Below are 21,179 nucleotides of genomic sequence, written 5' to 3' on the forward strand. Positions count from 1 at the left end.
GCGGGGGCACGCACCATGTTGATGCTCCCGCTGCTGGTGGCCGCCACGGCCGCTACCGGCACTGCGGCCGGCGCGCCCAGCCCCGGCCGCTACGAGGCGCAGATGTGCGTCACCCTCAACCAGAACGCCCCCACCTGCGGCCCGATGGAGGCGCGCGTCGACGCCGACGGCACGCTCACCCTGCGCGTCGACGACATCCGCTACGTGCTGAGCTTCGAGCAGGGCCTGCTCGTGGGCATCACCCTGCACGGCGGCATGCAGATCGCCGAGTTCCTCTCGAGCTACCGCTGGGCGGGCGGCACGCTGCTCTTCGGCGACCGCAGCCGCGGCGCCCAGTACGAAGTGCAGCTGGCGCCCGCGGGCAGCCGCCCGGCCGCCTCGACCGCGTCCCGCTGAGCCGGGACGATCGGGAACGCGGCCTGCGCCCGCCTCCGGCCTTGTCCTACAGGCCGGCCAAGGGCCTGACGGTACAAAAACGGGCATGTCCCGCAACCCGCCCGACCGACCCATGCCCGAGCTCGCCTTCAAGGTGATGACGGTCAACACCCACAAGGGCTTCACCTTCTTCAACCGCAAGTTCATCCTGCACGAGCTGCGCGAGGCCGTGCGCGCCGTCGGCGCCGACGTGGTCTTCCTGCAGGAGGTGCAGGGCGCGCACGAGAAACACCCGTCGAAGTTCCTGAACTTCCCGGAAGACCCGCACTACGAATTCCTCGCCGACGAGATCTGGCCCGAGTTCGCCTATGGCCGCAATGCGGTGTACCCACACGGCCACCACGGCAACGCGGTGCTGTCGAAGTTCCCGATCGAGCACTACCAGAACCACGACGTCTCCATCGCCGGCCCCGAGCGCCGCGGCCTCTTGCACTGCGCGCTTCGCGTGCCCGGCCGTGAGCAGCGCATCCACGCCATCTGCGTGCACCTCGGTTTGAAGGAATCGCACCGCCGGCGCCAGCTCGAATTGCTGTGCAAGCTCGTGCACACCGAAGTGCCCGCCGACGCCCCGCTGGTGGTGGCCGGCGACTTCAACGACTGGCGCCACCGGGCCAACCCCATCCTGGAGCGCAGCTGCGGCCTGCGCGAAGTCTTCGTGCACGCGCACGGCGAACACGTGCGCACCTTCCCCGCGCGCTGGCCCGTGCTCGCGCTCGACCGCATCTACGTGCGCCACGCGCGCATCCACTCGCCGGTGGTCCTGCCGCGCCGGCCCTGGTCGCATCTCTCCGACCACGCCCCGCTCGTCGCGGAGATCTCGTTATGACCGAGCGCGCCCGCTGGCAGCCGGGCAACCACTTCACGCTGCTGGAGAACGGCGAGGCCTTCTTCCCGGCCGTGTTCGAGGCGATCGCGCAGGCCCGGCGCGAAGTCATCCTCGAAACCTTCATCCTCTTCGAAGACAAGGTCGGCACGGCGCTGCACCGGGTGCTGGTCGAGGCGGCGCAGCGTGGCGTGCAGGTCGACCTGCTCATCGACGGCTTCGGCTCGCCCGACCTCTCGCCGCAATTCATCGGCGAACTCACGGCGGCCGGTGTGCGCATCCGTGTGTTCGACCCGCAAAAGCCCCTGCTGGGCATCCGCGCCAACGTGCTGCGCCGCATGCACCGCAAGATCGTCGTGATCGACGGGGAGCTCGCGTTCATCGGCGGCATCAACTACTCGGCCGACCACCTGCTCGACTTCGGCCCCGAGGCCAAGCAGGACTACTCGGTGCGGGTGCGCGGCCCCATCGTGTCGGACATCCACGGCTTCGTGCGCGCCGCCATCCACGAGCCGCACGGCCCGCGGCGCTGGTGGTTCCACCGCAAGCCAGTCGCGCCACCTTCGCAGCAGCCACACGCCGGCAACGCGCACGCGCTCTTCGTGACGCGCGACAACAACCACCACCGAGACGACATCGAGCGCCTCTACCGCGTGGCCATCCGCTCGGCGAAGAAGCGCGTGTGGATCGCCAACGCCTATTTCTTCCCCGGCTATCGCCTGCTGCGCGAGCTGCGCCGCGCGGCACGGCGCGGCGTGGAGGTGCGGCTCATCCTGCAGGGCACGCCCGACATGCCGATCGTGAAGTTCGGCGCCGAGCTGCTGCACGACCACCTGCTGCGCGCGGGCGTGAAGATCTACGAGTACTGCCAGCGCCCCTTCCACGGCAAGGTGGCACTGGCCGACGACGAATGGTCGACCGTCGGCTCGAGCAACCTCGACCCCCTGAGCCTCGCGCTCAACCTCGAGGCCAACGTCGTCATCCGCGACGCCGACTTCAACCGCCAGCTCGCCGAGCGGCTCGACAAGCTCGTCTGCGAAAGCTGCCGCGAGGTCGCAGCCGAGGGCGACGGCAAGCCCACGCTGTGGCAGGTGGTGCGCAGCTTCGTCGTCTTCCACGTGCTGCGCCGCTTTCCGTACTGGGCCACCTGGCTGCCGCGGCACACGCCGGCCCTCGTGAGCGCCAGCCAGGCCACCACCCCCGCCGAGGGCGCGCGCGAGCACCGCACCCATGGCGTCTGAGGCGGCGCCCACGGCCCCGCCGGCCCACCGCGTGCCGTTCACGCGGCGCCCGTGGTGGCCGGCGCTCAGCCGCAGCGCCTCGGCCGTCTTCCTGGCCCTCGTGCTGTGGCTCGTGCTGCGCTACGCCCGCACGGTGAAGTGGGGCGACGTGGCCGCGGCCATCGGCGACTACTCCGCCACCACCCTCGTGGCCGCAGCTGGCCTCGCGATCGCCAGCCACGCCCTCTACGCCACCTTCGACCTGCTGAGCCGCCGCTACACCGGCCACAAGCTGCCGGCGTGGCGGGTGCTCGCCACCGCCTTCACGAGCTACGCCTTCAACCTCAACTTCGGCTCGCTGGTGGGGGGCGTCGCGCTGCGCGCACGGCTCTACTCGCGCCAGGGCCTGAGCGCGGCGCGCATCTCGCGCATCGTCGGCTTCAGCATGCTGACCAACTGGCTGGGCTACTTCGTGCTCGCGGGCGTGTGCTGCCTGTGGCAACCCCTCGCGGTGCCCGAAGGGTGGTCGCTCGGCGCGGGCGCGCTGCAGGTGCTGGGGGCGGCGCTCATCGCCGTCGCCGCCGGCTACGTGGCGCTGTGCTTCGCCTCGCCCCGGCGCAGCTTTGCGGTGCGCGGCCACCACCTGCACCTGCCATCGGGGCGCGCGGCGCTGCTGCAGCTGGCGCTCTCGGCGCTCAACTGGGGCCTGATCGGCGCCACCGTCTACACGCTGCTGCCACCGCAGGTCGACTACGCCGCCGCCCTCACCACGCTGCTCGCCGCCGCGGTGGCCGGCGTGGTGACCCATGTGCCGGGCGGGCTCGGGGTGCTGGAGGCGGTGTTCCTCACGCTGCTGTCGCCACCCGTCGCAGAGAGCCCGCTGCTGGCCGCGCTGCTGGTCTACCGCGCGCTGTACTACCTGGTGCCGCTGGCGCTCGCCGCCCTGCTCTACCTCGGCTTCGAGCTCAGGCTGAAGCCTTCTTCGGGCTGAGCAGGTTGCGGCAGGCGTCGCGCTGGCCGTCAGCCTCGGGCACGGCGGCGCACAGCGCATCGAGCTCGCTGCGCAGGCGCGCCATCGCGTCGGCGTGGCCTGGGGTCTTCTTCTGCCATGTGGCCAGCGTGTCGGCCACCCGCTGCAACGAACGGGCGCTGCGCTCGTAGAACGCGTGGGGCTGCGCCACCGCTTCGCGCAGCACCTGCAGCACGGCCGCCTCGATGCGCGCTTCGTCCTGCGGGGCCAGCTCCACGAGCGTCGCCACATGGGCCGCGCCCCACTGCAGGCGTGTGGCGGGGCCCTCGCTGCGCTGGTAGGCCTCTTGGCTCCAGCGCAGGGCTTCGGCGCTGTCGCCGCGCTTCTTCGCGTTGCTGGCCAGGCTCGACATCAGGTAGTAGGGCGAGTGGCTGCGCGCGAGGTTGGCCTTGAGCAGCGCGTCGGAGTCGGGTGCGGCCCCCGCCTCGCGCAACAGGTAGGCCAGCGTGGGGATCACCGCCTGCCGCTCGTAGCCGTCGGTCGTCTCGCGGTCCAGCCGTGCCACCTGCTCGCGGATGTCGCTCATCAGCGCGGGCGGCACGCGCTTGGCCGCGTCGAGGCGGGCCAGCTGCACCCGGGCGATGGAGGCACTCGCCCGGTCGGCGCGCGACAAGGTCACGTCGTTGGCCAAGCCCGCCAAGCTCGCGTCGAAGGCCTCGAGCACCGCCGCACGAGACTTGTCGCCGGCCGGTGCGAACGCCTTGGCCAGGGCCTCGGCGTGGTTGGCCAGCACGTCCATCTGCACCCGCGAGGCCTCGGCGCTGCGGAGCACCGCGAGAAAACGCTCGCGCGCCTTCGCGTCCGGGCGTGGCGCTTCCGCGGCGGCCCAGGCCTTGAGGAAGAGGCGCGTGCCGGCTTCGGCCTGCGCCGGCGGGCAGGCGGCGGCCAGCTCGCGCAGGGCGGCCGGCAGTTGTTTCGGGGGCAGCACCTGCGCCTGCTCGTCGCCGGCGTCGGTCTCCCACGAATAGAAGGCCAGCAACTGCCACTCGCCCGCGCTCAGCGGCCGCCCGGCGCGGGCATCGGCGAGCACGGCCTTCACCGGCCGCTGCATCGCCAGGGCGAGGGTCAGCACCTGCGTGATCTGCTGCGCGTCGACCTCGCCCGGCAGGCGCGTCATCTCCTGGCCGGCCGGGTTCAAGAGCACGAGCGTCGGGTAGCCCCGCACCTTGAAGCGCGCGCCGAGCTTCTGCGCGCCGGGCCGGTCGCCATCGAGGTAGACCGGCACGAAGGCGCGGGTGCGCTCGATGAAGTCCTGCCGGTTGAAGAGCGTGGCCTTGAGCTGGTTGCAGGGCGGGCACCACTCGGCGCCCCAGTACAGCAGCACCGGCTTGCCTTGCTCGCGTGCCTGGGCGAAGGCGGCGTCGACCTCGGCATCGGTGCTCGCGGCGAGCCAGGCGATGCCCGTTGCGGCCGGCGTGCCGAGGGGCGCCGGCACCACCAGCGCCGCGGCACTGGCGGGCGGCGCCGGGGCGACGGCGGGTGCCGCGGGCCGCTCACAAGCGGCGAGCGTGGCGGTGGCGAGCACGAGAAGAGCAAGGCGCAGCATGAGCGCGAGCGTAACGTCACGCCACGTCCTACACGCAGACGCGGGGTTGGCCGGGCGCCCGCCGCCCCGGCGCTGCCTAGCATCGCCCTGCATGAACCCGCCGCCGCGCACCCTTGCTGCACTGCTGGGCGCCTCGGGCGTCCTGCTGGTGCTCGCGCTGCTGATGGCGGACTGGAACTGGGCTCGTCCGGCCGTGGTGCGCTACATCGAGCACAAGTCGAAGCGCGAGGTGCAGGTCGACGACCTGCAGATCCGCCTCGACGCCGACTGGCAGCCCGTGGTGCGCCTGCGCGGCTTGCGGGTCGCCAACGCGCCCTGGGCGAGCGGTAGCCGGCCCTTCATCACCGCCCGCGAAGCCAGCTTCACCTTCGACTGGGCCACCCTCTTTTCGGACGTGCGCGTGATGCGCCGCATGCACCTCGTCGAGGCCGACGTCGACCTGCAACGCCAGCCCGACGGGCTGCGCAACTGGCGCCTCACCCGCCCCGACGACCGCGGCGGCGCGCGCATGCGCGTCCAGCGCCTGCAGGCCGAGCGCAGCCGCCTCACGCTCGCCCACCGCGGCCTCGGGCTCATGCTGGAGGCGCGGTCGACGCCGCTTGCGCAGCCGCACGACGGCCGCACGCAACGCATCGCCTTCCAGGGCCGCTTCGGTGACGCCGGCTGGGCGGGCCGGGCCGAGGCGGGGCCGGTGCTGAGCATGGTCGACACCGGAGAGCGTTTCCCGCTGCGCGGCGAGGCCAGCAGCGGCGACACCACGCTCGCGGTGCAGGGCGAGATCGCCGACCTGATGCAGCTGTCGGCGGTCGACACCCAGGTGCAACTGCGCGGCGACACGCTGGCGCAGCTGCACGCCTTCCTGCCGCGGGGCGAGTGGCCGGCCTCGCCGCCCTATCGCTTCGACGGCCAGGTGGTGCGGGATGGCGCGAGCTGGGTGACCCGTCGCGCCAAGCTCACGCTCGGGCGCTCCGACCTCGCCGGCGAGGCGCGCTACACGCCGGCCCGCGCGCAGCGTGACGGGCGCGCATCACTGCAGGCGACGGTGACAAGCGAGCGGTTGCGCCTGCAGGACCTGCCGTCACGCCACGGCGAGCCCGCGCTTGCAGCAGCCCGCCCGCCTGCGTCAACCACGCGCGTGCTGCCGCAGCGTGCGCTGCCGCTCGATGCCCTGCGCAAGCTCGATGGCCGCATCGCCTTGCAGATCGGCACGCTCGAAGCCCCGAAGTGGCCGGGGGCGCACGACCTGACGGCGCTGGCCACGCTCGACCGCGGCGACGTGCAGGTGCAGCTCCAGCGCGGCGAGCTCGCCGGTGGCCGCTGGGAGGGCCGATTCGCGCTCGACACCCGGGGCAAGCAACCCGAAGCCGCGCTGCAGCTCAAGGCCCGCGGCGTGAAGCTGACCGAGCTGTGGCCCGGCCTCGCACGCCAGCCCGACGTGCACGACGTCCAATGGCCTGCCGTCGACGGCAGCCTCAAGCTCAGCACCGTCGGCGCCACGCTCGCCAGCTGGTGGGGCGGGGTCGACGGCCAGCTCGACCTGCAGTTCATCGGCGGCAGCCTGCCGAAGAAGCTCGATGCCCGACTCGGCCTGCACGCCGGCCGCATGCTGAGCACCCTCGTGGGCGGCAACCAGCCGGTGCCCATCCGTTGCGGCGCGCTGTCGGTCGCGTTCTCGGGCGGGGTGGGCCGCACGAAGGAGCTGGTGCTGGAGACCGAGCGCACGCAGGTGCAGGGCATCGGCAGCTTGCACCTGGCCGACGAGAGCTGGGCGCTGGTGCTCACGCCGCAGGCGCACGGCGGCACGCTGCCGGCGTCGATCGTGGCGCAGGGCACTTTCCGCGGGGCGAAGGTGGAGCTGGCGCAGCGCGAGGCGCTGCCGGCCGGTGCGGCCGGCCGCTGCGGCGCCTAGAGCAGGCCCTGCGCGTCGTCGTGCTGCCAGCCGTCGAGCGGCGTGGCGCGGGCCAGCGCCATCCACAGCGGCAGCGACATCGCACACGCGCGCTTCGGTGCCGGGCGCAGCACCTCCAGCGCCGCGCCCTCGGCGGCCATCACCCCGAACTCGGGCGGGATCTCGTCGGCCTCGGCGATGCCACGCGCGATCACGTACCAGCACTCGCCGCTGAGCTGCAGGTAGGCGTGGCGCTTGGCCTCGCGCCGCAGGTCGGACAGCAGGTCGGCGCGGCTCACCTTGATCTCGTGCACGATGGGTTCGACGTAGGCCTCGACCGTGGTGTGGCGGATCGAGAACACGTCGGGCATCGCCATCACCCACTGTGCCCCATCTTGTGAATCCGGGCCCCCGCCCACCTTGGCGCGCAAGGCGAGGCCCCGCCAGGCGAGGCGACCGGCACGCGTCATCTCGCGCGCCACACGCTCCACCAGGTCCTCATGCGCATCGCGCCGCGCGCGGTTGCGCTGCAGCGCGTCGACCAGCAGCGCCACGCCGGCGTCGGTCACGCGCAGGGTCTCGTGGCCGCTCGGCTGGCGCACGCGCTCGATGAAGCCCGCGGCCAGCAACTCCACTTCGATGAGGTCCTGGCAGGGCCAGCCTGCCGAACGCCAGATCTCGCGCAGGCGGCGGCTGTGCGCTGCGGTCAACATGTCAGCCCCTCGTCCGATGCGTACATCGGCCGATCCCCCGAGGGGATGCGGGCCGGCTTGGGAGCGGCCCGGCGCTCGGCCCGCCGCGTCGGCAATGCCTCATCTCACCCCCGCCAAGGCCTGCACGATGAAGCGGCCCTTGGCCTCGGTCTCGGCGAGCTCCTTCGCCGGGTCGGAGTCGGCCACCACCGCGCCGCCGAGCTGCAGCATCACCCGCGAACCGTGCACGATGGCCGTGCGGATGACCACCGAGAGGTCCATCGCCCCGCTCGCGTCGAAGTAGCCGATCGCGCCCGCATACGGCCCGCGCCGCACCGGCTCCAGCGCTTCGATGATCTCCATCGCGCGCACCTTCGGCGCACCCGTCATCGAGCCCGGTGGCCAGCAGGCGCGCAGCAGGTCGGCCACGCCCTTCTCTTCTTGCAGCGTGGCACGGATGGTCGAGACGAGCTGCCACACGCTCGGGTGCGGCTCGGCTTCGAAGAGCCGCTCCACCTTCACGCTGCCCACCTGCGCCACGCGGCCCAGGTCGTTGCGCATCAGGTCGACGATCATCAGGTTCTCGGCGCGGTCCTTCACGCTGTGCGTGAGCGCGAGGCGCTGCGCGTCGTCGCGCACCGGGTCGGCTTCGCGCGGCAGCGTGCCCTTGATCGGCCGCGCGGTGACCACCCGGCCCGCGGGCGTGAGATCGAGCTTCAGGAAGCGCTCGGGCGACACGCTCGCGATCGCAAACCCATCGCCCGGCAGGTAGGCGGAAAACGGCGCCGGGTTGCGCGCCGTCAGCGCACGGTACAGCGCGAAGGGGTCGCCTTCGAACGGCGCTTCGAGCCGGTGAGACAGGTTGGCCTGGAAGATGTCGCCGGCCGCGATGAAGTCGAGCACCTGCTGCACCTGGCCGAGGTAGCGTGCCGGCGCCGTGCGCGACTGCGGCGCGCCGGCCTGGAAGCGGCCCGCGGCCGGCGTGCGCGCCGTGGCGCAGGCGCGTGTCGTCGCCCACACCCGCTGGCGCGTCTCGGCATCGCCCCAGGGCGTGGCCATTTCGCACCAGTACCAGGTGCCGCTCGCGTGGTCGTGGGCGTAGAGGTGGTCGCACACGTGCAGCCGCATCGCGGGCAGGGCGGGCTCGTCGGCCGCGATCGCCGGCAGACGCTCCACGAAACGCGCGAGGTCGTAGCCGAGGTAACCGACCAGCCCGCCCGCGAAGCCGAGGCCCGCGGGCCGCGCCGCCGTGTCGGCCGGCAGCTGCGACAGCACCGCAGCGAGCGCCTCGAAGGGGTCGGCCCATTCGCCGAGCACATGCTGGCCCGAAGCGTCGACGAGGGTCGTTCGGGCACCTCGCGTTTCGAGCGTGGCCACCGCGGGGCCGGTCACCCACGACCAGCCGCTCAAGCCGGGCATCTGCTTGCTGCTTTCGAGCAGCACCGTGCCGTCGACCGCGCCCAGGCGTGCGTAGAGGTCTTGCGGCGTCGCGTGGAGCGTGGCCGGTACGATGCTGGGTTTCACAAAACCAAAACCGCCAGGGACAAGAAGAAGCAAATGAGTGTAGATCGACACCCCTTCCCGCCCGACCCGCAGCACGCGCCGCTGCTGCGCGCGTTGATGGCACTCGATGGCTCCACCACCCGCGTGTGCGAGGCCATCGCGCAAGCGCCGATGACGGTGCAGCTGCTGTCGCAACAGCAGACCGAGCAGGTGCCGCAGGCCGTGCGCGAGCAGCTTGGCGGCAGCCGTTTCCTGCACCGCGTGACGAGCCTGCACGCACATGGCCGCGTGCTGATGGACAACCTCTCCTACACCCGCCTCGACGCCGTGCCCGACTGGTTCCTCGCCAAGCTCGACGAAGGTGTGGCGCCCATCGGCCACCTGCTGCAGCGCCTCTTCGTGCAACGCGAGCAGCTCGCGAGCAACGCCGAGATCGAAGCGGCGCTGTGGCAGCACGTCGGCCAGCCCGACCTGCGTGCGAGCCGCTGCTACCGCATCGTCACCGCGCAAGGCCCGCTGATGCTCATCTTCGAAACCTTCCGCAGCGGCATGGTGGTGGACGCATGAGCACCCTTGCACAACGCAGCGTGCAGGCGGTGTGGCACCCGTGCAGCCAGATGAAGCAGCACGAGACCCTGCCGCCGTTGCCGGTCGCACGCGCACAAGGCCTGTGGCTCTACGACCCCGACGGCAAGCGTTACCTCGACGCCATCAGCTCCTGGTGGGTCAACCTCTTCGGCCACGGCCACCCGCACATCACCGCCGCGCTGCACCAGCAACTCGACACGCTGGCCCACGTGATGCTCGCCGGCTGCACGCACGAGCCGGTGGTGGCCCTCTCCGAAAAGCTCGGCCAGCTCACCGGCCTCGGCCACGCGTTCTACGCGAGCGACGGCGCCTCGGCCACCGAGATCGCGCTCAAGATGAGCGCGCATTGCTGGCGCAACCACGGCAATTTCCGGAAGACCCGCTTCATCGGCCTGCGCAACGGCTACCACGGCGAAACCGCAGGCGCGCTGTCGGTCACCGACATCCCGCTCTTCCGCGACGCCTACGGCCCGCTGCTGCGCATCAGCGCCACCGTGCCCACGCCCGATGCCCGCAAGGCGGCGCCCGGCGTCTCGGCCGAGGAGCACACGCAGCACTGCCTGCAGGCGCTGCAGGCCTACCTCGAAGTGCACCACGCCGAGACGGCCGCGCTCATCCTCGAGCCGCTGGTGCAGTGCGCCGCCGGCATCGCCACCTACGACCCAGCCTACCTGCGCGAGGCCCGCGCGCTGTGCGACCGCTACGAGGTGCACCTCGTGGCCGACGAGATCGCCGTGGGCTTCGGCCGCACCGGCAGCCTCTTCGCCTGCGAGCAAGCGGGCGTGCGGCCCGACTTCATGTGCCTGTCGAAGGGCATCACGAGCGGCACGCTGCCGCTCTCGCTCGTGCTCACCACCGACGAGGTCTACGCGGCCTTCTACGACGACCGCGTGGCGCGCGGCTTCCTGCACTCGCACTCGTACACCGGCAACCCGCTCGCCTGCCGCGCCGCGCTGGCCGTGCTCGAAGTCTTCGAGCAGCGCGACTGGATGGCCGCCAACCGCGAGACGGCCGCACGCCTCACCGCCTTGTGCGCCCCGCTGATGCAGCACGAGAAGGTCTTGCGCACGCGCCAGATCGGCATGATGTGGGGCTTCGACGTCGACACCGACGACCCCGGCTTCGCCCGCCGCTACCACATGGCCGCGCTGCAACGCGGGTTGTTGTTGCGGCCCATCGCCAACACGCTGTACTTCATGCCGCCGTATGTCATCGACGAGGAAGAGTCGGCGTGGCTCGCAGACGGTGCACTCGCCGCCTTGAACGAAGCACTCGCGGCATGACGGTCGGGTACTTCGTGACGGGCACCGACACCGAAGTCGGCAAGACGCTCATCAGCTCGGCCTTGCTGCTGCACCTGAGGCAGCAGCACGCACGCGTCGTCGGCATGAAGCCGGTGGCGGCGGGCACCGTGCCGATGGCGCACGGCGACGACAACGAAGACGCCGTCGCCATGCGCGCCTGCGGCTCGATCCAGGTGCCACGCGAGCTCGACAACCCGTACTGCCTGCCGCTGCCGATGTCGCCGCACCTCGCCGCGCGCGCAGCGGGGGTGCGCATCGAGTTGCCGCTGCTCGTGGAACGCTACCGCCAGCTCGCTGCACGGGCCGACGCGGTGGTGGTCGAAGGCGCCGGTGGTTTCTTCGTGCCGCTCAACGAACAGGAGACCGGCGCCGACCTCGCGCAGGCGTTGCAGTTGCCGGTGCTGCTCGTCGTCGGCCTGCGCCTGGGCTGCCTCAACCATGCCTTGCTCACGGCCGAAGCCATCCGCGCGCGTGGCCTCACGCTCGCCGGCTGGGTGGCCAACCGCATCGACCCGCAGATGGCCTCGCCGGACGACAACATCGCCTACCTGCAAGACCGGCTCGGTGCGCCGATGTGGGCCGATGTGCCGCGCATGGCCGAGCCGGACCCGCGCCAGATCGTGTGGCGCGGCCCCCTGTAGCCCGCATCGAAGGAACGCTGCCTTGCCCCCGCACCCGGCCCACGACCACGCCCAATGCCTGGCCGAGTTCGACGCCGCCAGCCTGCGCCGCACCCGCCGCGTGGTGCAGGCCAAGGACGGCCCGCACCTGCTGGTCGACGGCCGCCCGCTGCTCTCGTTCGCCAGCAACGATTACCTGGGCCTCTCGCAGCACCCCGCGCTCATCGCCGCCGCCCAGGAGGCGGCGGCACGCTACGGCGTGGGTGCCACCGCATCGCCGCTGGTGTGTGGCCATGAAGGGCCGCACGAGGCGCTGGAGGCCGAGCTCGCCGCTTTCGTCGGCCGCCCTCGCGCGCTTTACTTCGGCTCGGGTTACCTCGCCAACGTGGGCCTGGTGCCCGCACTCGTGGGCCGCGGCGACGCGGTGTTCAGCGATGCGCTCAACCACGCCTGCCTGATCGACGGCGTGCGGCTCGCCCGCGCCGAAGCCCACGTCTACCCGCACGTCGACCTCGCCACGCTCGAACAGCAGCTCGCCACCTCGAGCGCACAGCGCAAGCTCGTCGTCACCGATGCCGTCTTCAGCATGGACGGCAACCTCGCCCCGCTGCGCGAGCTGCTGGCGTTGTGCGAGCGGCATGATGCGCTGCTGATGGTGGACGACGCCCACGGCTTCGGCGTGCTCGGGCCCGACGGCCGCGGCAGCGCTGCCCACTTGGGCGTGGCCGGCTCGCCGCGCCTGCTCTACATGGCCACGCTCGGCAAGGCCGCGGGCTGCGCCGGCGCCTTCGTGGCCGGCGAGGCCGACACCGTCGAGTGGGTGATGCAGCGCGCGCGCACCTACATCTTCGCCACCGCCACCCCGGCGATGGTGGCCGCCGCGGTGCGTGCCAGCCTGAAGGCGATCGCCGAAGAAGGCTGGCGCCGCGAGCACGTGGCGACCCTCACCGAGCGACTGCGCGCCGGCATGGCGGGCCTGCCCTGGCGGCTGCTCGCATCGGACACCTGCATCCAGCCGCTCATCGTGGGCGAGAACCAGCCCACGCTCGACCTCGCCGCCGCCTTGCGCGAGCGTGGGCTGTGGGCGCCGGCCATCCGCCCGCCCACGGTGCCGGCTGGCACGGCGCGGCTGCGCATCTCGCTGTCCGCTGCCCACAGCACGCAGGACGTCGACCGGCTGTTGAACGCGCTGGCCGACGTCGCCTGAATCCGCTCGCTTCGACACGGGCCGAAGCATCCGGGCCGGCCCTCACGCCACACTGAGCGCATGACCCCGCTGCTCACCGCCCCCTACCAGCCCGATCCCTACCCGCTCTACGCGCAGCTGCGCGCCGCTCACCCGAGCGGCCTGCACCACGACGCCGACCTGCGGCTGTGGATCGCCAGCAGCGCCGCCGCCGTGGAGGCGCTGCTGCAACACCCCGCCCTGCGCGTGCGCCCGTCGGCCGAGCCAGTGCCGCACACCGTGGCCGGGACCACGTCGGGCGCCGTGTTCGGCGGCCTGATGCGGCAGAACGAGGGGCCGGCGCACCGGGCAGGCAAGGCCTGGGCCACCACCTTCCTGCAACGCGATTGGCCAGTCGACGCTGCCGCACAGCGGGTCGTGCGCGAGGGCGCCTCTCCGCGGGCGGCCGACCTGAACCTCCTGCTCTTCGAAGCGCCGGTGCGGGTGCTATGGGCCCTGTTGCACGACGGCGACGAGGCCGGCACCCTGCCCCACGACGTGCGCGCCCTGATCGCCAGCTGGTCACCCACGGCCGATGGGCCCACGCGCGAGCGCGGCAGCGAGGCCGCGGCCCGCCTGCTCACCCGCTGTGACGGCGATGCCAACCGGGTGGGCCTCTTCACCCAGACCTGCGAGGCAACGGCCGGCCTGATGGGCGCAGTGCTCGTCGCGCTTCAACGCGAGCCCGGTCTGCGAGCGCAGTGGCTGGCCGACCCCACGCTCGACGAGCCGCTCGCCCTCGAAGCGGCCCGCCACGACGCGCCGGTGCAGAACACCCGCCGCTTTGCAGCCGAAGACGGCGAGATCCAGGGGCAAGACGTGAAGGCGGGCGACGCCATCCTGGTGCTGCTGGCCAGCGCCAACCGCGACCCGGCCGCCAACCCCGAGCCCGATCGTTTCGATCTCCAGCGCACGGCGCCGCGCTGCTTCACCTGGGGCGTGGGTGGCCACGCCTGCCCGGGTGCCGCCTTGTCGCGCCACATCGCGATGGCGCTGCTGCGCGCGTGGCACGACGATGACGCGATCGGCATCACCGCGGCCACCCGCCAGTGGCACCACCGCCCGTCGCCCAACGGCCGCCTCGCGCAGTTCGGCACGGCAACCTGAGGGAGAACCTCTAACCGCGGGCACGAGAGCGCGCCTAGCATCGCGCCCATGAACCCTCAGCCCAGCGCATACCCCCACCTGCTCGCCCCGCTCGACCTCGGCTTCACCACCCTCAAGAACCGTGTGCTGATGGGCAGCATGCACACCGGCCTGGAAGACGGCCGCAAGAAATTCCCCGCCATGGCGGCCTTCTTCGCCGAGCGTGCACGCGGCGGCGTCGGGCTCATGGTGACGGGCGGCTTCGCACCCAACATCGAAGGCTGGGCGGCACCCTTTGCCGGCACGCTCTCCACGCACGCCGCCGCCAAGCGCCACAAGATCGTGACCGACGCAGTACACGCCGAGGGCGGCAAGATTGCGCTGCAGATCCTGCACACCGGGCGCTATGGCTACCAGCCCTTCTGCGTGGCCCCGTCGCGCATCCAGTCGCCCATTTCGCCCTTCACCCCCCGGGCCCTGAGCGCGCGCGGCATCGAGCGCCAGATCAAGGCCTTCATCCGCTGCTCGGTGCTCGCACGCGAAGCCGGCTACGACGGCGTCGAGATCATGGGCAGCGAGGGTTACTTCATCAACCAGTTCCTCGTCACCCACACCAACCAGCGCGACGACGAATGGGGCGGGAGCTACGAGAACCGCATGCGTCTGCCGGTCGAGATCGTGCGGCGCGTGCGCGAGGCGGTCGGCCCCGACTTCATCCTCATCTACCGCCTGTCGATGCTCGACCTGATCCCCGACGGCAGCTCCTGGGCCGAGGCGGTGCAGCTCGGCAAGGCGGTGGCGCAAGCCGGTGCCACGATCATCAACACCGGCATCGGCTGGCACGAGGCGCGCATCCCGACCATCGCGACCAGCGTGCCGCGCGGCGCCTTCACCTGGGTGACGAAGAAGATGCGCGCCGAGCTGCGCGCGGCCGGGCTCACCATCCCGCTCATCACCAGCAACCGCATCAACATGCCCGAGGTCGGCGAGCAGGTGCTGGCCGACGGCTGCGCCGACATGGTGAGCCTCGCACGCCCGCTGCTGGCCGACCCCGACTTCGTCAACAAGGCCGCCGCCGCCAAGCCCGAGACCATCAACACCTGCATCGCCTGCAACCAGGCCTGCCTCGACCACACCTTCAAGGCGCAGCTCGCGAGCTGCCTCGTCAACCCCCGCTCGGGCCACGAGACGACGCTCATCCTGCGCCGTGCGCCACTGCGCAAGCGCATCGCCGTCGTCGGCGCCGGCCCGGCAGGCCTCGCCGCCTCGACCACGCTCGCCGAGCGTGGCCACACGGTCACCCTCTTCGATGCCGCAGCCGAGATCGGCGGCCAGTTCAACATGGCCAAGCGTGTGCCCGGCAAGGAGGAGTTCAGCGAAACCCTGCGCTACTTCACCCACCGGCTGCAAGCCACCGGGGTCGACCTGAAGCTGAACACCCGCGTGGTGACCGACGACCTGCGCGGCTTCGACGAGGTGATCCTTGCCACCGGCGTCACACCGCGCGACCCCAGGATCCCCGGCAGCGACGGCCCCAACGTGCTGAGCTACATCGACGTGCTGCTGCACCAGAAGCCGGTCGGCGAGCGCGTCGCCATCATCGGCGCGGGCGGCATCGGCTTCGACGTGGCCGAGTACCTCGTCACCGCGCCCGGCCACTCGCCCACGCTCAACCTGCAGGAATGGCTCGCCGAGTGGGGCGTGGCCGACCCCGAGCAGGTACGCGGCGGCGTGACCCGCGCACAGCCCACGCCCCCCGCCCGCCAGGTCACCCTGCTGCAGCGCAAGCCCGGCAAGCTCGGCAAGACGCTCGGCAAGACCACCGGCTGGATCCACCGCGCCGCCTTGCAGATGAAGCGCGTCGAGATGATCGGCGGCGTGAACTACGAGCGCATCACGCCGCAGGGGCTCTTCATCACCTATGGCGAAGCCCGCAAGGACGGGCAGCTCATCGAGTGCGACACGGTAGTGCTGTGCGCGGGGCAGGAGCCCTTGCGTGAGTTGCTGGAGCCTTTGAAGGCCTCCGGTGTCTCGGTCCACCTGATCGGTGGCGCCGACGAGGCAGCGGAGCTGGATGCGAAGCGGGCGATCGATCAGGGCACGCGGCTTGCGGCTCGGCTGTAGATCGGAGCGGCGTGGCTGGCGTGGGGTGAGGGGCTCCGTTCATGTCCCCCGCATGTGATCGCTCCCGCGATCACCTGCTCCGCCTTTACTTCACTGCGCCCCTCACCCCACGCCAGCCATGCGAGACGCACAGCCATGCGCAGACAGGACAGGGCACGACGGTGCCGCGCGCGGGGGCCGGGTGTCGCATGGAGCGAAGTAAAGGAAGGAATCGATGAACGCGGGAGCGTTCATCGAGGAGGGACATGAGCGGAATGCGACACCCGGCCCCCGCGTGCCGCTCAACCCTCAGCAAGCCCGCCCCCAAAAAGACCCCCATCTTTACAAAGCCTTGACGCAGGCGAAGCGAGCCCGTCACACCCGCGCGCAACATTGGCGTCATGGCTCCACGTTCTTCATCCCGCCACCCGCTCGCGACGCTCGCCACAGTGGCCGCTGTCCTTGCGCTCAGCGGCTGTGCGTCGCTCACCGCAAGGCAGCAAGCCTTGCCGGACGTGGCCGTCCCCGCGCAATGGTCGACAAGCGCCCCCACGCCAGGCAAGCTCACCACCCTCGCCAACTGGTGGCAGCGTTATGACGACCCGCAGCTGACAGCCCTGGTCACCCAGGCGCTGCAGGCCAACACCACCGTGCGCAGCGCGCAGGCGGCCCTGGCCCAGGCTCGGGCCCTGCGTGACGTGCAGAACGCCAACCTCGGCCCCACCCTCGGCGCGTCGGCCAGCGCCCAACGCAGCAAGACGGGCGATGCGCCCGCCGGCAGCCGCTACCAGTCCGGCTTCGACGCCAGCTGGGAGCCCGATGTCTTCGGCGGCAAACGCGCCGGCCTGTCGGCCGCCGAAGCCGACGCGCTGGCCAGCCAGGCGAGCCTCGGCGACACGCAGGTCTCGGTGGCCGCCGAAGTGGCGGTGAGCTACGTGCAGCTGCGCGGCCTGCAGACCCGGCTCGACATCGCCCGCCGCAACCTCGCTGCCCAGCAGGAGACGCTGCAGATCACCGACTGGCGCGTGCAGGCCGGCCTCGCCACCTCGCTCGAACTCGCGCAGGCCCGCACCGCCACCGAGCAGACGCGCGCGCAGATCCCCTCGCTCGAAACCAGCGTCGCGCAGACCGAGCATGCGCTGGCTGTGCTGACCGGCCAGCCGCCGACCGCCCTGCACGAGCGGCTCGCGCCGGCCGCCCCCGTGCCCATGCCGTCCGGCGAGCTGGCCCTCGACATCCCCGCGCAGACGCTGCGCCAGCGCCCCGACATCCGCGTCGCCGAACAGCAGATCTCGGCCGCGCTTGCGCGCGTGTCGCAGGCCGATGCGGCGCGCTACCCGAGCTTCAACCTCAGTGGCTCGGTCGGCCTGTCGGCGCTTGCGTTGAGTGGCCTCACCGGCGGCGGCTCGGTGGTGAGCGCGCTGCTCGGCAGCGTGTCGGTGCCGCTCTTCGACGACGGCGCGGCGAAGGCCCAGGTGCGCTCCCAGGAAGCGGCGCTCGAGCGGGCGCGCGTCAACTACCAGGCGGTGGTGCTCAACGCACTGCAGGAGGTGGAAGACGCCCTCGTCGCCCTGCGCGGCAACCGCGAGCGCCTGCAGCGCCTGCAAAGCGCCAGCGAGTCGGCCCAACAAGCGGCCCTGCTCGCCAACCAGCGCTACAGCAGCGGCCTGGTCGATTTCCAGACCGTGCTGGAAACGCAACGCTCGCTGCTCAGCACGCAAGACAGCCTGGCCGCCACCCAGGCGGAACTCAGCGCCGACCACGTGCGTCTCTACAAGGCGCTCGGCGGTGGCTGGACATCGAACGAAAGTGCACCGTCATGAGCCGCAGTCCCCACGCCAACCCCGAAGAGCTGCACGCCTTGCTCGACCAAGCCCCGCCCCGCCCCTGGTGGCGCCAGCCGCGCGCCTGGCTGATCGCCGCGGCGCTTGCGCTCGTGGCCGGTGGTGTCGTCTGGTGGCAGTCCAACCGCGATGCCAACGCCGGGCCCAGCTACGCGACACAACCCATCACGCGCGGCAACCTGCGCCTCCAGGTCACCGCCAACGGCACCCTGCAGCCCACGCGTTCGGTCAACATCGGCAGCGAACTCTCGGGCACCGTGGCGCGCGTGCTGGTCGACGTGAACGACCGGGTCAAGAAAGGCCAGGTGCTGGTGGAGCTCGACACCGCCAAGCTGTCCGACCAGATCCTGCGCTCGCGTGCCACGCTGGCCTCGGCCCGCGCGCGGGTGGCGCAGGCCAGCGCCACGCTGAAGGAAGCGCAAGGCAACCTGGCACGGCTCGAAGAGGTGGCGCGCCTCTCGGGCGGCAAGGTGCCGTCGAAGGCCGAGCTCGACACCGGCCGCGCGAGCGTCGAGCGCGCCCAGGCCGACGAGGCCAGCGCCCGCGCCACCGTCGCCGATGCGCAGGCGGCGCTCTCCACCGACGAGACCAACCTCAAGAAAGCCTCGATCCGCTCGCCGACCGATGGCGTGGTGCTCACCCGCAACGTCGACCCCGGCAACGCGGTGGCCGCCTCGCTGCAGGCCGTCACGCTCTTCACCATCGCCGAAGACCTGACCCGGCTGCGGCTGCAGGTCAACGTCGACGAGGCCGACGTCGGCGCGGTGCAGGTCGGCCAGAAGGCCAACTTCACCGTCAGCGCCTACCCCGGGCGGCGCTACCCGGCGACGATCACCCGCGTGGCCTACGGCTCCACCATCACCGAGAACGTCGTCACCTACGTCACCTACCTCGACGTCGACAACGCCGACCTGTCGCTTCGCCCCGGCATGACCGCCACCGCCACCATCACCGCCACCGAGCGGCAGAACGTGCTGCTGGTGCCCAACACCGCACTGCGCTTCACACCCTCGCAGCCCGGCCAGAAGGCGCAGGGCACGGGCGGCGGCAGCGGCATCGTCGGCAGCCTGATGCCGCGCATGCCGCGCGGCAGCGGCCAGCGCCGCGGTGGCAATGCCGACGCCCCCGGCCCGGCCGGCGGCTCGAAGCAGCTCTGGGTGCTGCAGGACGGCAAACCCGTGCCCCTGCGCGTGACGACCGGCATCACCGACGGCCGCATGACCGAGGTGAGCGGCGAGGGCGTGCAGGAAGGGCTGCCCGTCATCACCGAACAGCGGGCGACGGCGAAATGAGCGAGGCTCCCCTCATTCAACTGCGGGGCGTCAAGCGCCTCTACGGCGAGGGCGAAGCCGCGCTGTGGGCGCTCAAGGGGGTGGACCTCGACATCGACGCCGGCGAGTTCCTCGCGGTGATGGGCCCGAGCGGCTCGGGCAAGTCGACCGCGATGAATGCCCTGGGCCTGCTCGACCGCCCGACGGAGGGCGAGTACCTCTTCAAGGGCACCCACGTCGAGCACCTGAGCCGCGACCAGCGCGCGCTCCTGCGCCGCAAGTACTTCGGCTTCGTGTTCCAGGGCTTCCACCTGCTGCCGCGCACCACCGCCCTCGAAAACGTGGAGTTGCCGCTGCTCTACCGCGGCGTGCCCACCAAGGAGCGGCACCAGCTCGCCATGCAGGCGCTCGACTCGGTGGGCCTCACCGGGCGCGAGACCCACACGCCGGGCGAACTCTCGGGCGGCCAGCAGCAGCGGGTGGCCATCGCCCGCGCCATCGTCACCAACCCGACCGTGCTGCTCGCCGACGAGCCCACCGGCAACCTCGACACCCAGCGCAGCCACGAGATCATGGAGCTGCTGCGCCACCTCAACACCGACCGCGGCATCACCATCCTGATGGTGACGCACGAGGCCGACATGGCGGCCTACGCGCGGCGCATCGTGCGCTTCGTCGACGGCCGCATCGAGAGCGACGTGCCCAACGTGCAGCCCGCCGCGCCCGCGCCCCGCGCCGAGGAGCCCGCCTGATGTGGCTCAGCTCGCTGCTGCTCGCGCTGCGCTCGATTCGGCGCAACCTGCTGCGTTCCTTCCTCACCATCCTCGGCATCGTGATCGGGGTGAGCGCGGTCATCACGATGGTCACGCTCGGCAACGGCGCGACGCTTGCGGTGCAGAACCAGATCTCGAGCCTGGGCACCAACCTGCTGATGGTGCGCCCCGGCCAGCGCCTGGGCCCGGGCGGCGGCGGTGGTGCGCCGTCCTTCAAGGAAGCCGATGCGCAGGCGGTGGCCACGCAGATCGGCGGCATCCGCGCCGTCGCGCCCGAGGCGCGCACCAACACCACCGTGGTGGCCAACGGCAAGAACTGGACGACCCTCATCACCGGCAGCACCAACGAGTGGTTCGACGTCAGCAACTGGACCATCGCCAGTGGCCGCCGCTTCGCCGACGAAGAGCTGCAAGCTGGCGCCGCGGTGTGCGTGATCGGCCAGACCGTCAAGCGCGAACTCTTCGGCGGGCGCGACGCACTCGGCCAGATGGTGCGCATCAAGCAGTTCTCGTGCACCGTGATCGGCGAGATGGCCTCCAAAGGCCAGGCTGCGATGGGCAACGACCAGGACGACGTGGTCGTGGTGCCGCTGCGCACGCTGCAGCGCCGCGTGACCGGCAACCAGCGCGTCAACACGCTGCTGGTGTCGATGCAGGACGGCGCCGACGCCGACAGCGTGAAGGCCGGCCTCGGCACCCTGCTACGCGAGCGCCGCAAGCTGGCCGAGGCCGACGACGACAACTTCAACGTGCTCGACACCAAGCAGCTTGCCGACACGCTTTCCGGCACCACGCAGGTGATGACCACCCTGCTCGGCGCCGTGGCCGCGGTGAGCCTGCTCGTGGGTGGCATCGGCATCATGAACATCATGCTGGTCAGCGTGACCGAGCGCACCCGCGAGATCGGCCTGCGCCTGGCCATCGGCGCGCTGGAACGCGAGGTGCTGCTGCAGTTCCTCATCGAGGCGGTGTCGCTGGCAGCCCTCGGCGGGCTGGTGGGCATCGCGCTCGCGACCGTCGCCTCCATCGTGCTGGCGCAGGTGATGTCGGTGCCCTACGTGTTCGACGCCGGCATCAACCTGCTCGCCTTCGTGTTCTCGGCCGCCATCGGGGTGGTCTTCGGCTACGTGCCGGCGCGGCGTGCGGCGCAGCTCGACCCGATCGACGCGCTGCGGCACGAGTGACATGAAAAAGGCCCGCCGAGGCGGGCCTTGAAGACTCGGTGTCG

18 protein-coding genes are annotated in these 21,179 nt (G+C 71.6%); 15 read left to right on the forward strand and 3 right to left on the reverse strand.

What is annotated here, in order from left to right; genetic code table 11:
• Positions 1-15 precede the first annotated feature (15 nt).
• The 4 genes from RXV79_RS26020 (at position 16) to RXV79_RS26035 (ending at position 3,469) form a co-directional block, all read left to right on the forward strand.
• A complete protein-coding gene (locus tag RXV79_RS26020) occupies positions 16-396 on the forward strand; it encodes a hypothetical protein (RefSeq protein WP_316701076.1) in 381 nt (126 codons plus the stop codon).
• Between the two features lie 85 nt (positions 397-481).
• A complete protein-coding gene (locus RXV79_RS26025; protein ID WP_316701078.1) occupies positions 482-1,261 on the forward strand; it encodes an endonuclease/exonuclease/phosphatase family protein in 780 nt (259 codons plus the stop codon).
• Positions 1,258-2,499 carry a cardiolipin synthase ClsB gene (gene clsB, locus RXV79_RS26030; protein ID WP_316701079.1) on the forward strand — a complete coding sequence of 414 codons (1,242 nt, stop codon included), beginning with the start codon at positions 1,258-1,260 and terminating at the stop codon, positions 2,497-2,499. Before RXV79_RS26025 ends, clsB begins: the two co-directional genes overlap by 4 nt.
• Complete coding sequence (locus RXV79_RS26035; protein WP_316701081.1) at positions 2,489-3,469, forward strand: lysylphosphatidylglycerol synthase domain-containing protein; 981 nt, start codon at positions 2,489-2,491, stop codon at positions 3,467-3,469. The genes clsB and RXV79_RS26035 overlap by 11 nt, the downstream gene beginning before the upstream one ends.
• Here RXV79_RS26035 and RXV79_RS26040 read toward each other — a convergent pair.
• Positions 3,444-5,054 (reverse strand): thioredoxin family protein, encoded by a 1,611-nt coding sequence (locus RXV79_RS26040; protein ID WP_316701082.1) that lies wholly within the window; start codon positions 5,052-5,054, stop codon positions 3,444-3,446. The genes RXV79_RS26035 and RXV79_RS26040 overlap by 26 nt on opposite strands.
• Positions 5,055-5,145: 91 nt before the next feature.
• Between RXV79_RS26040 and RXV79_RS26045 the strand changes: the two genes are divergently transcribed.
• On the forward strand, positions 5,146-6,963 hold the full coding sequence (locus RXV79_RS26045) for an AsmA family protein (RefSeq protein WP_316701083.1): 1,818 nt from the start codon (positions 5,146-5,148) through the stop codon (positions 6,961-6,963).
• Here RXV79_RS26045 and RXV79_RS26050 read toward each other — a convergent pair.
• Together RXV79_RS26050 and pabB are read right to left on the reverse strand one after the other, a co-directional pair.
• The gene (locus RXV79_RS26050) at positions 6,960-7,655 is read right to left on the reverse strand and encodes a hypothetical protein (protein WP_316701084.1); all 696 of its coding nucleotides are present in this window, start codon (positions 7,653-7,655) and stop codon (positions 6,960-6,962) included. The genes RXV79_RS26045 and RXV79_RS26050 overlap by 4 nt on opposite strands.
• Positions 7,656-7,754: 99 nt before the next feature.
• A complete protein-coding gene (gene pabB / locus RXV79_RS26055) occupies positions 7,755-9,158 on the reverse strand; it encodes an aminodeoxychorismate synthase component I (protein ID WP_316701085.1) in 1,404 nt (467 codons plus the stop codon).
• A gap of 33 nt (positions 9,159-9,191) precedes the next feature.
• Between pabB and RXV79_RS26060 the strand changes: the two genes are divergently transcribed.
• From RXV79_RS26060 to RXV79_RS26105, 10 genes are all read left to right on the forward strand, one after another.
• Positions 9,192-9,704: a chorismate--pyruvate lyase family protein gene (locus RXV79_RS26060; protein ID WP_316701086.1), complete on the forward strand. Its 513-nt coding sequence runs from the start codon at positions 9,192-9,194 to the stop codon at positions 9,702-9,704.
• Positions 9,701-11,008 carry an adenosylmethionine--8-amino-7-oxononanoate transaminase gene (gene bioA, locus RXV79_RS26065; protein ID WP_316701087.1) on the forward strand — a complete coding sequence of 436 codons (1,308 nt, stop codon included), beginning with the start codon at positions 9,701-9,703 and terminating at the stop codon, positions 11,006-11,008. Before RXV79_RS26060 ends, bioA begins: the two co-directional genes overlap by 4 nt.
• On the forward strand, positions 11,005-11,670 hold the full coding sequence (bioD, locus tag RXV79_RS26070) for a dethiobiotin synthase (protein WP_316701088.1): 666 nt from the start codon (positions 11,005-11,007) through the stop codon (positions 11,668-11,670). The genes bioA and bioD overlap by 4 nt, the downstream gene beginning before the upstream one ends.
• Positions 11,671-11,692: 22 nt before the next feature.
• Positions 11,693-12,856, forward strand: coding sequence for an 8-amino-7-oxononanoate synthase (bioF, locus tag RXV79_RS26075; protein ID WP_316701089.1), 1,164 nt, complete (start codon positions 11,693-11,695; stop codon positions 12,854-12,856).
• Between the two features lie 60 nt (positions 12,857-12,916).
• Positions 12,917-13,981 (forward strand): cytochrome P450, encoded by a 1,065-nt coding sequence (locus RXV79_RS26080; protein ID WP_316701090.1) that lies wholly within the window; start codon positions 12,917-12,919, stop codon positions 13,979-13,981.
• Between the two features lie 48 nt (positions 13,982-14,029).
• Positions 14,030-16,084: an oxidoreductase gene (locus RXV79_RS26085; protein ID WP_316701091.1), complete on the forward strand. Its 2,055-nt coding sequence runs from the start codon at positions 14,030-14,032 to the stop codon at positions 16,082-16,084.
• A 380-nt stretch (positions 16,085-16,464) separates the two neighbouring features.
• Complete coding sequence (locus RXV79_RS26090) at positions 16,465-17,886, forward strand: efflux transporter outer membrane subunit (RefSeq protein WP_316701092.1); 1,422 nt, start codon at positions 16,465-16,467, stop codon at positions 17,884-17,886.
• Positions 17,883-19,199, forward strand: coding sequence for an efflux RND transporter periplasmic adaptor subunit (locus tag RXV79_RS26095; RefSeq protein ID WP_316701093.1), 1,317 nt, complete (start codon positions 17,883-17,885; stop codon positions 19,197-19,199). Before RXV79_RS26090 ends, RXV79_RS26095 begins: the two co-directional genes overlap by 4 nt.
• Positions 19,196-19,930 carry an ABC transporter ATP-binding protein gene (locus RXV79_RS26100; protein ID WP_316701094.1) on the forward strand — a complete coding sequence of 245 codons (735 nt, stop codon included), beginning with the start codon at positions 19,196-19,198 and terminating at the stop codon, positions 19,928-19,930. The genes RXV79_RS26095 and RXV79_RS26100 overlap by 4 nt, the downstream gene beginning before the upstream one ends.
• Positions 19,930-21,135: an ABC transporter permease gene (locus tag RXV79_RS26105; RefSeq protein ID WP_316701095.1), complete on the forward strand. Its 1,206-nt coding sequence runs from the start codon at positions 19,930-19,932 to the stop codon at positions 21,133-21,135. The genes RXV79_RS26100 and RXV79_RS26105 overlap by 1 nt, the downstream gene beginning before the upstream one ends.
• Positions 21,136-21,179 lie beyond the last annotated feature (44 nt).

The organism is Piscinibacter gummiphilus, assembly GCF_032681285.1.
Classification (GTDB): domain Bacteria; phylum Pseudomonadota; class Gammaproteobacteria; order Burkholderiales; family Burkholderiaceae_C; genus Rhizobacter; species Rhizobacter gummiphilus_A.